Origin of the sequence: Pseudomonas sp. PS01298, assembly GCF_029959745.1 — a bacterium.
In the GTDB taxonomy this organism is placed as follows: Bacteria; Pseudomonadota; Gammaproteobacteria; order Pseudomonadales; family Pseudomonadaceae; genus Aquipseudomonas; species Aquipseudomonas aylmerensis.
In genome coordinates this window covers 14770-28422 of record NZ_JASCPP010000024.1, presented here as the reverse complement: position 1 = coordinate 28422, position 13653 = coordinate 14770, and the positions used below count along the sequence as shown (strand labels likewise).

At 65.7% G+C, this 13653-nt stretch carries 8 protein-coding genes; 6 read left to right on the top strand and 2 right to left on the bottom strand.

Annotation, left to right across the window (positions count from 1 at the left end):
* Positions 1–20 precede the first annotated feature (20 nt).
* From QMX97_RS11520 to QMX97_RS11495, 6 genes are read left to right on the top strand one after another with little or no spacing between them, the layout of a single operon-like run.
* Complete coding sequence (locus QMX97_RS11520; RefSeq protein WP_065904105.1) at positions 21–1358, top strand: LLM class flavin-dependent oxidoreductase; 1338 nt, start codon at positions 21–23, stop codon at positions 1356–1358.
* On the top strand, positions 1355–2269 hold the full coding sequence (locus tag QMX97_RS11515) for a 5'/3'-nucleotidase SurE (protein ID WP_065904108.1): 915 nt from the start codon (positions 1355–1357) through the stop codon (positions 2267–2269). Before QMX97_RS11520 ends, QMX97_RS11515 begins: the two co-directional genes overlap by 4 nt.
* Entirely contained in the window at positions 2266–3246 is a 981-nt protein-coding gene (locus QMX97_RS11510) for an LLM class flavin-dependent oxidoreductase (RefSeq protein ID WP_282396958.1), read from the top strand. Before QMX97_RS11515 ends, QMX97_RS11510 begins: the two co-directional genes overlap by 4 nt.
* A complete protein-coding gene (locus QMX97_RS11505) occupies positions 3243–4220 on the top strand; it encodes an LLM class flavin-dependent oxidoreductase (protein ID WP_065904114.1) in 978 nt (325 codons plus the stop codon). The genes QMX97_RS11510 and QMX97_RS11505 overlap by 4 nt, the downstream gene beginning before the upstream one ends.
* A gap of 16 nt (positions 4221–4236) precedes the next feature.
* Positions 4237–5190 carry an LLM class flavin-dependent oxidoreductase gene (locus QMX97_RS11500; protein WP_065904116.1) on the top strand — a complete coding sequence of 318 codons (954 nt, stop codon included), beginning with the start codon at positions 4237–4239 and terminating at the stop codon, positions 5188–5190.
* Complete coding sequence (locus tag QMX97_RS11495) at positions 5187–6314, top strand: LLM class flavin-dependent oxidoreductase (RefSeq protein ID WP_282396957.1); 1128 nt, start codon at positions 5187–5189, stop codon at positions 6312–6314. Before QMX97_RS11500 ends, QMX97_RS11495 begins: the two co-directional genes overlap by 4 nt.
* Positions 6315–6321: 7 nt before the next feature.
* Here the strand turns inward: QMX97_RS11495 and QMX97_RS11490 are convergent, their stop codons facing one another.
* Both QMX97_RS11490 and QMX97_RS11485 read right to left on the bottom strand, forming a co-directional pair.
* Positions 6322–6786 carry a hypothetical protein gene (locus QMX97_RS11490; RefSeq protein ID WP_157955066.1) on the bottom strand — a complete coding sequence of 155 codons (465 nt, stop codon included), beginning with the start codon at positions 6784–6786 and terminating at the stop codon, positions 6322–6324.
* 288 nt (positions 6787–7074) lie between these two features.
* On the bottom strand, positions 7075–13332 hold the full coding sequence (locus tag QMX97_RS11485) for a non-ribosomal peptide synthetase (RefSeq protein ID WP_282396956.1): 6258 nt from the start codon (positions 13330–13332) through the stop codon (positions 7075–7077).
* Positions 13333–13653: the final 321 nt, after the last annotated feature.

Sequence of the window (13653 nt, the reverse complement as noted above, 5' to 3'; positions counted from 1 at the left end):
ACCTCGATGGGAGCCTGTTCATGACCCGCCGCACCGATCAACTCAAACTGGGGGCCTTCCTCGCCAACAGCGGCCACCACGTGGCTGCCTGGCGTCACCCCCTCGCCCAGGCCGATGCCAGCCTGGATTTCGAGCACTTCAAGCACATCGCGCAGACCGCCGAGCGCGGCAAATTCGACGCGCTGTTCATCGCCGATGTGGTCGCGCTGTGGGGCCATCACCACGACGCCCTCAGCCGCACCGCCCGCGCCGAACACTTCGAGCCGCTGACGCTGATGTCGGCCCTGGCCGCCGTGACCCGCAATATCGGCCTGATCGCCACCGCCACCACCACCTACAACGAGCCGTACCATATCGCGCGCAAGTTCGCCTCCCTCGACCACCTGTCCAAGGGCCGTGCCGCCTGGAACCTGGTGACCTCGGTGGTCTCCGACGAAGCCTGGAATTTCGGCCGGGAAAACCACGTGGACCATGGCGACCGCTACCAGCGCGCCGAAGAATTCCACGACGTGGTCAAGGACCTGTGGGACAGCTGGGACGACGACGCCTTCACCCGCGACAAGGCCAGCGGTGAATACTTCGACCCGGCCAAGTTGCACACCCTCAACCACCGGGGCGAACACTTTGCCGTCCGGGGCCCGCTCAACGTGGCACGTCCGCCCCAGGGCCACCCGGTGCTGGTACAGGCCGGTGCTTCGGAGCCGGGCAAGCAACTGGCCGCGCGCGTCGCCGAACTGATCTTTGCCCACGCCCATAGCCTTGAAAGCGCCCAGGCGTTCTACCAGGACATCAAGCAACGCGCCGCCGCCCTCGGGCGCGACCCGGACCACGTCAAAATCCTGCCCGGTGTCACCCCGTTCATCGCCGACACCCGCGAGCAGGCCCAGGCGCTGTTCGAGGAATTCCAGGCGCTGATCGACCCGGTGCTGGGCTTGCGCCTACTGGCCGACACCCTGGGCGATGACATCGACCTGTCCGGCCATGACCTCGACGGCCCGCTGCCGGACACCCCGGTGGGCCAGCGTGGCAGCCGTCGCGACAAAGTGCTGGAACTGGCGCGCAGTGAAAACCTCAGCATCCGCCAGTTGTACCTGCGCCTGGCTGGCGGCAACCCGGTGATCGGGACCGCCGAGGACGTCGCCGATTACTTCGAGCGATGGTTCCAGGCTCGAGCCTGCGATGGTTTCAATGTGTTCTTCCCGTACTTTCCCGGCGCCATCGACCTGTTCGTCGAGCAGGTGATTCCGCTGCTGCAGGCGCGCGGCCTGTTCCGTCTCGAATACGAAGGCACCACCCTGCGCGACAACCTCGGCCTGCCGCGCCCGCCCAACCGCTTTACCCAAGGAGCCACCGCATGAAACGCAGCGCATGGATGCTCGCCTTTGGCAGCCTGATCGCCTCCAAGGCGTTTGCCTTGAACATTTTGCTGAGCAACGACGACGGTTATCAACACCCCAATATTCGCGCCCTGTACACCGAGCTCAAGGCCCAGGGCCACAACGTCAAGATTGCCGCGCCGCAAAGTGACCAGAGTGCACGTGGCGGCGCGTTCTTTTTCGGCCGCGAAGTGACCGTTGGCCACGACAGCGACCCGGCCTATCCGGACAGCTATTACCTCAGCACCCTTGAAAAAGGCGTGTGCCAGAGCGCCGACTGCGCCGGCAAGGAAGTGCAGATCGAAATCAGCGGCACACCAGTGATGGCGCTGCTGATGGGCCTGAATAAAATCCTGCCGCACCCCGACCTGGTGATCGTCGGTCCCAACCCCGGCAACAACCTGGGCGCGATCAATATGGCCTCCGGCACCTTCAATGCTGCCAGCGTGGCGTTGCAGGCCGGGATCCCGGCGTTGGCGGTGAGTACCGACCTGAAGGAAAAAGACCCGCAGCGCGCCGCCCTGCTGGTGGCGAAACTGGTGAAGGCCCTCGATCAACATCGCCAGCCCAACGGCGCGCTGTTGCCGCCGGGCCTGGGCCTGAACATTAACTTGCCCAAGGACGCGCAGATCAAAGGCGTGAAACTCACCCGGGTCGGCAGCTATGTGGGTTTCGAGGCGCTCTACACCGACGACCTCAAGCAGTTCAACCTGCCGGGCAAGCCGGGTATCGGTTTCCAGTACAGCCCTGCCGCGACGGCTGCGCAACAGAACGACGAAGCGGTTTGGCTGAACAAGGGTTACCTGACCATCAGCCCGTTCAGTGGCCTGCCGGAATCGGTCAGCGCCGGCCCGGCGCTGCAAAAGCAATTGGCGCAGGAGGTGAACCCATGAGTGGCGGCTTTTCCCTGGGGTTCCTCAGCCGGGTCTACAGCCCCAGCGTTGACCCCAAGGTCTACCGCGACACCCTGGAACTGTTCAAGGTCGCCGAGGCGCTGGGCTTCGACAGCGGCTGGGTGGCGCAGCACCACTTCGCCAGTGAGCACGGACGCCTGCCCGCGCCGCTGGTATTGCTTGCCGCCGTGGCCCAACGCACGCGGCACATCAGCCTCGGCACCGGGATTATCGTGCTGCCCCAGGAACCCCCGCTGCGCCTGGCGGAAGACGCGGCGGTGCTCGACCTGCTGAGCAATGGCCGCCTGGAGTTGGGCCTCGGCGCAGGTTTCGACCCCGAGACGTTCCTCGCCTTCGGCCGCGAACATGACGCGCGCCACCGTGACTACGAACAACACCTGCACCAGTTGCTCAACGCACTCGGCAACGCGCCCTTGACCGACAGCGGCTCGCGCCTGCTGCCACGCGCCAACGGCTTGAGCCATCGGTTGTGGGAGGCGACCTCCCGCGTGGAACTGGTCGCCGAACGCGGCCACGGCCTGATCATGGCGCCCAACCCGCACCAGCCCGCCGACGCCGGCACAGACCTGGTGAACCGCTACCGCAACGCCTGGACCGGCGACAACGGCACCCCGGCGCGGGTCGCGCGGGTGCAGGCGCTGTTCCCGGCACCGGACGACGCCACCCGCAACGACATCCGCGCCTATGTGCAGCGCCAGCAACGCATTGGCGTGTTCAAGGGCGCGATCGATGACGATTTCGACACGACCCTCAAGCGCCTCGGCGTCCTGCACGGCCCGGTACAGCAGATGATCGAGCAGTTGCAGCAAGGTCCGGCGCTGACCGCCCACGACCAGTTGATCCTGCAGGTGCAGACCGTCAGCACGCCGTTGCGCGATGCCATTCGCGCGCTGGAGATCATCCGCGAACACATTGCCCCAGCCCTGGGCTGGCAGCCCACAGGAACCCCGTCATGACGTTCAAACTGGGCTTTCTCAGCCACGCTTTTGGCGATGATCCACAGCAGGTCTACCGCGACCTGATCGAACAATTCGAAGTGGCCGAAGCCCTCGGTTTCGACAGCGGCTGGATTGCCCAGCACCACCTCAGCAACGGCTTTGGGCGCCTGCCGTCACCCTTGGTGTTGCTGGCGGCGGTGGCCGAGCGCACGCAGCGTATCGAGCTGGGTACCGGCGTGATCGTATTGCCGTTCGAAGACCCGATCCGCCTGGCCGAGGACGCCAGCGTGCTCGACGCCTTGAGCGGCGGCCGTGTGCAACTGGGCCTGGGCAGCGGCGGCGCCAACCTGGACAATTTCAGCGCGTTCGAGCGCGACCCGAGTCGACGCCAGGCGGAGTTCGCCGAGCGCCAGCAAACGCTTCAACGGCTGCTGGAGGGCGAGCCACTGACGGGTGGGCTCACACTGCAGCCACCCGCGCGCGGTTTGCGCCAGCGCCTGTGGCACTCCCACGCCAGCATCGACGGCGCCACCTACACCGCCGAACAGGGCAACGGCCTGTTGCTGGGCACCGCGACCCATGATCCGCTGACCGTGCAAAAGCCCTTGGCCGATGCGTACCTCAAGGCCTGGTCACATCCAGGCCGCGCGCCGCGTATCGGCGTGGTCCGGGCGGTGTTCCCGGCGGCGGACCGCGCCAGCGCCCAGGCGGAGCTGGCGGTGGATATCGAGCGGCACATCCCGCGCCTGCAACGCGAAGGCCTGATCGACCAGGCCGTCGACCTGCAGGAACACCTGCGCCTGATGAATGTGCACCACGGCCATCCCGATGAAGTGATTGAAAGCATGCAGCACGATCCCTCGCTGCTGCCTTATGCTGATGACCTGATCGCTGTCGTCCAGGCCGAAAGTTCGACCCAGGCGCAGATTCTCAAGCGCCTGGAAATCCTCGCCAGGGACATTGCCCCGGCCTTGGGTTGGAAAAGACCATGAAGAGTGGAGCGTGTGCATGCCCTTAGCATTCAGCTGGCTGATGCCCCTGTGTACCCCTGACTGGGCAGCGCGGCCGGGGCAGTGGATTCAGCTGGCCCAAGCCGTGGAATACGCCGGCCTCGACGGCCTGTGGATTCCCGGCGGGGCCTTGTGTGCCGACAGCCTGGGCGTGGCGGCGGCGTTGTGCGCGCACACGCGGCGGGTGCAATTGTCGGTGAGCGTGCCGCCCGAGGTGATGCTGCCGGCGGCGCTGGCCACGACCTTGCAAAGCCTGCAATCGATCAGCAACCACCGCGTGCAGTTGCACCTGCCCAACAGTGAGCGCAGCGCGTTTGGCGAATGGCTCAACCGCGACCAGCGCAGCGAACGCATCGGCGAATACCTGGACATCCTCCAGCAACTGCTCGCGCCCAATGACACCGGCCTCGACTACCAAGGCCGTTACTTCCAGCTGGAAAACGCCGGCGTCGCCCGCCGTGAGTTGCCCGCGCCCGCGCTGGTGCTGGACGACAGCCAGAGCCACACGCTGCTCGCCGCGCATGCCCAGACCTGCCTGCTTGCGCCCGGCCCTCCCAAGGCGCTGGCCAAGGAAATCCAGGGCTGGCGCGCGATTCAACCGTCGCTCAAGTTTGCCTGCACCTTTGGCCTGATCCTTGGCGACAGCGAAGACCTCGCCTGGGAAACCGCCGCCACGCTGCTGCCGGTGCCGGCGTTGCCCGACGAGCTGCTGGCCACCCTGCCCCGCGCCCGTCACCCGCTGCGCCAATGGGAAGTGCACCCGAACCTGCTGCAGTTGGCGCCGGGCCAGCCGCTGATCCTGGTCGGCACGGCGCAACAGATCGCTACGCGCCTGCAGGAACTGCACGGGCTGGGTTTGAGCCAATTGATCCTGGAAGGTGGCCCTGCGGTCAGCGAAGTGCTGCGCTTTGGCGAACAGGTTGTCCCTCTCTTGCGCAAGGAGCGCTCATGAACACTGATGCACGCCCACCGATCCAGCTGGACTGGTTCCTGCCCACCAATGGCGACGGGCGCCACCTCACCAGCAGCGGCTTGCCCAAGGTCGGGCTGTTCCAGCAAGGTGAACGCGCGCCGACCCTGGATTACCTGCGCCAGATCGTGCGCGCCACCGAACAGGCCGGCTTCGACGGCATCATGGTGCCGACCGCCAGCGGCTTTGAAGACCCCTGGCTGATCACCGCCGTGCTGGCCCAGGAAGTGCGTCGCCTGAAATTCCTGCTGACCCTGCGTCCTGGCCTGGAGCTGCCCGCCTACACCGCGCACCGCGCGGCGACCTTGCAACTGCTCAGCGAAAACCGCCTGGCATTGCACGTGGTGACCGGTTCCAGCCGCTTCGAGCAGCGCTCCCTCGGCGACTTTCTCGAGCACGACGAACGCTACGCGCGCACCGCCGAGTTCCTGCAAGTGTTCCAGGCCGTCTGGGCCGGCCAGCCATCGACGCACCCCGGCCGTTATTACCGCAGCGGCATCCACACGCCCATGGCGCCGGGGGCGACTGCGCCGCCGATCTACTTCGGCGGCGCGTCCGAAGCCGCCGAACGCGTCGGCGCGGCCCATGGGCAAACCTACCTGATGTGGTGCGAGCCGCCTGCGATGATCGCCGAACGCATCCAGCGCATGCGCGACCTCGCTGCCGCCCAGGGCCGTACCCTGCGCTTCGGCCTGCGCCTGCACGTGTTCGCCGCGCCTACCGATGAGGCGGCATGGGCGCATGTAGAGCGTTTGCTGGAGGAAATCCCCAAGGACGCCATCGACCAGGCGCAACGGCAGATGGCGACGTATGAGTCCGTCGGCCAGAGCCGGCAGACCCAGTTGATGCAAGGCCGTGGCCGTGGGGCGCGGGAGCTGGAAGTGTCAGCCAACCTGTGGGCCGGGGTCGGCCTGGTGCGGGGTGGCGCCGGCACCGCGCTGGTGGGCAGTTATGCACGGGTGGCTGAGCGGATCGAGGAGTATCACCAGTTGGGCGTGGACAGCTTTATCCTGTCCGGTTTTCCGCACCTGGAAGAGGCGATTCATGTGGGGGCGGAGGTGTTGCCGCTGCTGCGCAACACTGGCGGTCAGGGCGACCGCCAGTAGAACCGGGTTACTGTGACTGTTTCTGGGCCGGCACGGGTTCTTCGCTGTACTTGCGCAGTGCTTCTACCTCGGATTTCTGATCCAAAAAACCATCCCCGGGTGTGCTGCCCGAATGCCTGTAAAGACTTGAGTCTTTATCAATTTCATTGGCTTTATCGGCTAACTTCTGCAACGCATCGGCGCGCTTGCTTGGATCTTTATTGGCGTCGGTGAAATCACCTACGTGTTTTTTTAGACCCTCAAACAACCTTTGCTTGTCAGGCCTGAAAGCATCGTCATTCGACAGGATTCCCCGGTTCAGAATAGGGTTGTCCTTGAGGACCTGCTGCAAGCGCGCTTCACCGTCGGGATTATCCTGATTATTTGTGATGCCGGGTTGCGTGTTTTGGGCGACTTGAGAAAGCGGGGAAATTGCAGGGTTATCGTTAATATAAAAGCTCATGGCTACCTTGTTTTCAAAGTTCAATTGCACTGGAACGTCCCCCTTAATGCATCAGGGACGCTCACGTTATTGGTGACGGCGACGAAATAGTTCCCGGGAATGTGAGACAACTGTCGTTCTTTAAGCGAATTTCTTTCAGCGCGCCGTAGGCAGTTATCCTCGTACGTATAGGACCTGTAGGCAGGCCGCATGTATTGGCGCGTTCGACCGTGGCCAACCTGCCGGAGGTGGCGGGTTGGCGATGGCGGCGGGTCATCGACTTTACTCGTTGCTGATAGACCGCCATCGCCGGCAAGCCGGCGCCCATAGGTTGTTGGGTCAGAGTCGACGGCGGCGGTTGAGGTGGGGGATGGCCGTGGGCGGCGCTTCCACGCGTTGCACCGGGATCACGGTGGCGGCGGCCAGCTGCGCCAGGGTCGGGTGGCTGAACAGCGTCCGCGCATCGACTGCCAACCCGGCCTTGCGCAGGCGCGCCACCAGGTTCACCGCCAGCAATGAATGCCCGCCCAGCTCGAAGAAATGATCGTGGCGCCCTACCCGCTCCAGCTTCAAGACCTCGGCCCAGATGCCCGACATTAAGGTTTCCACCTCGCCCAGTGGAGCCTCGTAAGCGCGACTGACCACCGCCTCCATCCCTGGCTCCGGCAGCGCCTTGCGGTCGAGTTTGCCGGCCGGGTTGAGTGGCAAGGTGTCGAGTTGCACAAACGCAGCCGGCACCATGACCTCCGGCAATTGCTCCAGCATATGCGCGCGCAATGCCTCCAGGCTCGGCGGCTCGGCGCGCACGGTGAAGTACGCCACCAAGCGTTCATCCCGAATCAACACCGCCACTTCGCGCAACGCCGGGTGCGCCAGCAGGCGCGATTCGATCTCCCCCAGCTCCAGGCGCACGCCGCGCAGCTTGACCTGGAAGTCATTGCGCCCGAGGAATTCAAGGTTGCCATCGGGCAAATAGCGCACCAGGTCGCCGGTGCGATACAAGCGGTCACCGGCCACGAACGGGCTGTCGATAAAGCGCTCGGCGGTCATTTGCTCCAGGCCCAGGTAGCCGCGCGCAACACCGACGCCGCCAATATGCAACTGGCCGCTGACGCCCAGCGGCACCGGCGCATCGTGCTCGTCCAGCACATACAGGCGGGTGTTGCTGATCGCGCGGCCGATCGGCAGTTGCCGCGCGGGCACGGGTGCGCCGGGGGCCAGGGTCCACGCGCTGCTGTCCACCGTGGCTTCGGTGGGGCCGTAGACGTTATGCAAGCGCACCTGGGGCAAGCGCGCCTGCACGCCACGCGCCAGGGCTTCAGTGAGTTCGCCGCCGCCACACAGCACGTCGGTGAGGCTGGTGCACAGGGCGGATTCTTGCAGTTCGAGGAACTGCTGCAGCATCGCCGGCACGAACTTGATCACGGTGATCCGCTGCTCGCGAATCACCTGCGCCAGGTACGCCGGCTCGCGATGCCCATCGGGCCGCGCCAGCACCAGGCGCATGCCGTTGGCCAGCGGCCAGAACAGCTCCCACACCGAGCCATCGAAGCTGAAGGGCGCGCGCTGCAACACCGCGCCGCCCTCGGCATTCGGGCACAGCTGCGAGCCCCAGTGCAGCAGGTTGCCCAGGCCACGGTGTTCGATCATCACCCCCTTGGGCGTACCGGTGGAGCCCGAGGTGTACATCACATACGCGAGGTTGGCGACACTCAGGCCCGGTACCCGTGGATTGCCGTCCGGCGCCTGGCTCCAGGCGCAGCGGTCGAAGTCGATCACCGGGATTGTCACGTCACCCATCACCTCGCGTGTGGCGGCGTGCACCAGCAACGCCACTGGCTGGCTGTCGTGCAGCATGTAGGCCAGGCGCTCGCGCGGGTAGCCCGGATCCAGCGGCACGTAGGCGCCACCGGCCTTGAGGATCGCCAGCAAGCCGACCACCAGGTCCAGCCCGCGCTCGACGCACAGCGCCACCCGCGAATCCGGCTGCACGCCGCGCTCGCGCAGAGCGTAGGCAAGCTGGTTGGCGCGTTCGTTGAGCTGTCGATAAGTCAGGTGCTGCTCGCCGGCCTGCACCGCAATGGCATGCGGGATTTGCCGCGCGTGGGCTTCAAACAATGCTTGCACGGTAAGGGTGTCGGGGTAGTCGCTGGCGGTGGCATTGAAGCCCACCAGCAATGTCTGCAACTCGTGGGCGGGCACCACTTGCACCTCGCGCAACGGCGTTTGCGGGGCGTGCTCCAACGCCGCCGCCAAGCCGTCCAATGCGCTGTCGAGGTAGCCCAGCAAGCGCTCGGCGCCGACCTGGCGCGGCGCCTTGGCCTTGAGTTGGAAGCCACTGGCGGTATCGTCCACGGTGAGCATCAACGGGTAGCTGAGGATGTCTTCGCTGCTGAGCAAGGCGATGCCGGGGACCAGTTTCGGCTGTGGGTCGGCGCCGGTGTGGCGGTAGTTGAGCAAGCTGTTGAACAACGGTGTCGTACCGCTGCAACGCTGGGCCAGGGCGAGCGAGGCATGTTCGTGGGCCAGCAAGGCACTGAGTTGCCGATGGGTGTCGTGCACGGCTTCGATGACTGTCTGCCCGGCCAGGCGCAGGCGCAGCGGCAGGGTATTGATGAACATGCCCAGGGCGCGGTCGGCGCCCTCGCCCGCTTGCAGGCGGCCGAGCAAGACGGTGCCGAACACCACATCCTCGCGGCCGGCCACGCGGCTGAGCACCTGGGCCCAGGCCAGGTGGAACAGGCTGGCGGCGCTGACCCCAAGCGCACGCGCCTGGGCCCTGAGGCGCTGGTTAAGGGCATCGCCGACCGGCTGTTCGAAGGCGTCGATGTGCGTACGATCCGCCTGGCGCGCCTGCACACCGAAGGCCAGGGTCGGTTCATCCACAGCGGCCAGGCGCTCGCGAAAGAACGCCTCGTGGGCGGCCTGGCGCGCTGGCATGCGGGCCTGCGCCACCACGTTGCGATACGGCACCGATGGCGGTAGTTGGGCCTGCTCACCGAGCAAGTGAGCGCGGATTTCATCCACCAGCACGGCGGTCGAGGTGGCGTCGTTGATCAGGTGATGAAACCGCAGGCGCGCGATCCAACGCCGGTGCTGGGGCTCTTCGGCGTAGTCCAGGGCCATCAGCGGGGCCTGGCGCAAGTCGAGCGGTTCAGCCGGTTCGCGCAGCGGTTCGACGCGCAATTGCGCATGGCGCCACACCACCTGCATCGGCTGCTCCAGGGCGTCCCACGCGAGGCTGGTGCGCAGGATATCGTGGCGGTTGATCACCTGCTGCAGCGCCTGCGCGAAGGCGTCCAACTGTTCACGGCGCGCGAAGCTGAACAACGCGTGTTGCTGATAGGGATCGCGCTCGTCGGTGAGATGGTGGTAGAGCAAGCCTTCCTGCAACGGCGCCAGCGGGTAGATCTCCTGCACATTGGCGGCGCCACCGGGGACGCCGGCGACAATGCGCTCGATGCTCGGCGGATCCAGCTCGGCCAGGACCAGTAACTGCGGGGTGATCCGCAGGCAATCCGCCGGCACCCGATTGGCCGGTACCCGCTCATCGCGACCTTCACTCACGGCCGCCAGCGCGGCCAGGGTCGGCTGGCCGAACAGCACCTGTACATCGGCCTGCAGCCCCGCCTGGCGCATGCGTTGCACCAGTTGCACCGCCAGCAACGAGTGCCCGCCAAGTTCAAAAAAGTGGTCATGCCGACCCACCTGCTGCACCTGCAACAGCTCGGCCCAGAGCTGCGCCAGGGTGGTTTCCACGCCTGCACGGGGGGCCTCGAAAAGGCGCGTCACAAAGGCCGCCTGGGTCGGTGTCGGCAGCGCCTTGCGATCCAGCTTGCCGTTGCTGGTCAGGGGCAACGCGTCCAGCTGCACATAGGCCACGGGCAACATGTAGTCCGGCAGCGAGGCGTGCAGATGGGTGCGCAGGGCTTCGGGCGCAATCGCATGCTGCGGGATAAACCACGCCAGCAGTTGCCCTTCACGGTACTGCACCACCGCGTCCTTGACCGCCGGATGGGTGACCAGCGCCGCTTCGATTTCCCCCAGTTCGATGCGCACGCCGCGGATTTTCACCTGGTCGTCATTGCGCCCCAGGTACTCAAGGTTGCCGTCGGGCAGCCAGCGCGCGAGGTCACCGGTGCGGTACATCCGGCCAGCGTTGAAAGGATCATCGAGAAAGCGCTCGGCGTTCAGTTCGGGCCGATTCAGGTAACCACGCGCCACGCCCCGGCCGCCGACGTACAACTCCCCCACTGCGCCAATCGGCACCGGGCGCTGCCGGGCGTCCAGCAGGTAGACGCGGGCATTCGCGACAGGCCCACCGATATGCACGGGCTGGCCCGCCTCCACCCGGCCGGACGTCGCGACCACCGTGGCTTCCGTAGGGCCGTAATTGTTGATGACCTCGAAGGTCTGCGCCTGGTTGAAGCTGCGCAGGCGGTCGCCGCCGACCAGCAAGGTGCGCAGGGTCGGATGGCCCTGCTGCTGGCTGAAGGCGTATTCGGCCACCGGCGTCGGCAGAAACCCCACCTGCAACGGCTGGGCGCGCCACCAGTGCAGCAGCGCGTCGATGTCCTCCGCGCCATCGTGGGCCGGTGGCAGGTGCAGCGTCGCGCCGACGCACAAGGCCGGCCAGACTTCCCAGGCCATCGCATCAAACCCGAAACCGGCGACGCTGGCGGTGTGGCTGCCGGCGTGCAGGTCGAAGGCCCGGCAGTGCCAGTCGACCAGATTGGCCACGGTGCGGTGCTCGACCATCACGCCCTTGGGCAACCCGGTGGAACCGGAGGTGTAGATCACATAGGCGAGGTTCGCCGCGCTGACCGCTACGCGCGGATTGCCGGCCCGGTGAGAGGTCGGGCGATCCAACAGGACTACCGGCACGTCCAGCGCCGGCAGGCGCGCCAGCAGCGCGTGCTGGGTCAGCACCACCACCGGCGCGCTGTCGTGCAGCAGGTAATGCAGGCGTTCCGCCGGATGCGCGGGGTCCACCGGCACGTAGCAGGCGCCGGACTTGAGAATCGCCAGGAGTGCCACCAGCGTGTCCGGGCTGCGCCGCGCCAGGATCGCCACGCGATCATCCGGCTGCACCCCATGTTCGAGCAACTGATGGGCCAGGGCGTTGGCCTGTTGATCGAGCTGGGCGTAGTTCAGTTGCCGGCCCTGCTGCACCACGGCGACGGCATCCGGTGCGCGCGCGGCCTGCGCTTCGATACGGGTGTGCAGGGTGTACGGTTCGGCACTGGGCTGCGCGGTGGCATTGAAGCGTTGCAACTGGTCGTGCTCGGCAGGCGTGACCAGGGAAAACTCGCCGATCGGCTGCGCGGTGTCCGCCAGGCCTTGTTCCAGCAGCCAGCTAAACCGTCGTGCCAGCGCCTGCACTTCGTCGTGCTGGAAGTACGCCTGGTGGTACACGCAATGCAGGCTCGCGGTGGCCTGGCAGCGGTTGCTGCGCAAGTGGATGGCGAGGGGCAGCGCTTCATGGTGGTTGGAGACTTTGACGGCACGCGCCTGGACCTGGCCAAAGCGCAGATCGTGGTCGTCCTGTTCGAACGATACCGACAGATCAAACAGCTGGCCGCGATCGCTGCGGCGCAGGCCGAGTTCGCGGTTCATCTCGCTCAGGGGAAAACGCTGGTGGCGAAAATCCTGCTGGAGTTGATCCCGCACACCGCGCACCAGCGCGCCGAACGTCAGCTGTTCGCTGAAGCTGAAACGCACCGCGCTGACCTGGGTGAACAAGCCGACCGTGGCGCGAAAAGCCGCGTTGGAACGGTTGAGAATCGGCAGCCCCACCACCCACTCCTCGCGCTGGTAGGCGCGGGTGAAATACACATACAGCGTCGCCAGCAGCACATGGAACGCCGAGGCCTGGTAACGGCTGGCCACCGCCTCCATGCGGTCCAGCAACGCCACCGGGAACGGCTCGACCAGTGTGTGACTGGCTATCGGCGTGGCGTGGCGTGGCACCAGCAATGGCTCGGGCAAGGTCGGGTAGCGGTCGAGCCAATAGGCACGGTCGCGGGGGTAGCGCGCGGACGCGTGGTAGCGCTGGTCGGCCTCGATAAAGTCGCCATAGGACGGTGCCAGGCACTCAGGCTGCCGGCCTTGCTCCAGCGCGCTGTACAGCTGCGCCAGCGATTGCAGCATCTGGCCGAACCCCCAGCCGTCGAGGATCAGGTGGTGGGCCTGGGTACCGAGGCGATAGTGATGGTCATCGAGCTTGACCAGGAAAAAATGCCACAGCGGCCCGCCGTCCAAGGCATAGGGCCGGGCCATGTGCGCCTGCATCAAGGCCTGGGCCGCCGCCTGCGGATCGGCATGGGCGCACAGGTCGTGCAAGGGCACGTGCACCGTCAAGCTGGCGGCGAAGGTCTGGCGCGGCAAGCCGTCGGCGTCGCTGTGCAGTTGGGTGCGCAAGGCATCGTGCAGCGCTACCAACTGCTCGATGGCGCGCTGCATCAGCGCGGGCTCCACCGCACCCGCGAAGTCGACATAGCCGCCGATGTTGTACAGCGGCGAATCGCCCGCGCGCAGTTGGTCGAGCCAGATGTCCTGCTGGGCGGCGGTGAGGGGGAAGCTGGGAGAATGCTTCATAAGATCCTTCTCATGGGTATCAGGCGCTGGCCACTCGGGGACGGCGAAATGGCCGGATTTGAGCATGGGGTCCGCAGGCCCTCTGACACCCGAAACCCGGACAGCCGGAAGGCGCGAAACGGGCTTGGCTGATGGCTCACTGCTGAAACGATTAAAGGGCTGTAGGAAATTGGCTATATCCGGCCGATGTCATTTTTTCAGGAATGATTTTTAAGGATTATTTTATCTTATTTATCAGCTAGTTAATTCACTCTAAAAACCATTTTCGATTTATCTCGGCCGGAATGGACCGTCAGAAACGTCGAATTAATGACGATGTTT

What these genes read in the sequence shown, in the direction of transcription:
- QMX97_RS11520 (WP_065904105.1), top strand. Translation starts at nt 21, where the DNA reads ATGACCCGCCGCACCGATCAACTCAAACTGGGGGCCTTCCTCGCCAAC.
- QMX97_RS11510 (WP_282396958.1), top strand. Translation starts at nt 2,266, where the DNA reads ATGAGTGGCGGCTTTTCCCTGGGGTTCCTCAGCCGGGTCTACAGCCCC.
- QMX97_RS11495 (WP_282396957.1), top strand. Translation starts at nt 5,187, where the DNA reads ATGAACACTGATGCACGCCCACCGATCCAGCTGGACTGGTTCCTGCCC.
- QMX97_RS11500 (WP_065904116.1), top strand. Translation starts at nt 4,237, where the DNA reads ATGCCCTTAGCATTCAGCTGGCTGATGCCCCTGTGTACCCCTGACTGG.
- QMX97_RS11505 (WP_065904114.1), top strand. Translation starts at nt 3,243, where the DNA reads ATGACGTTCAAACTGGGCTTTCTCAGCCACGCTTTTGGCGATGATCCA.
- QMX97_RS11515 (WP_065904108.1), top strand. Translation starts at nt 1,355, where the DNA reads ATGAAACGCAGCGCATGGATGCTCGCCTTTGGCAGCCTGATCGCCTCC.
- QMX97_RS11485 (WP_282396956.1), bottom strand. Translation starts at nt 13,332, where the DNA reads ATGAAGCATTCTCCCAGCTTCCCCCTCACCGCCGCCCAGCAGGACATC.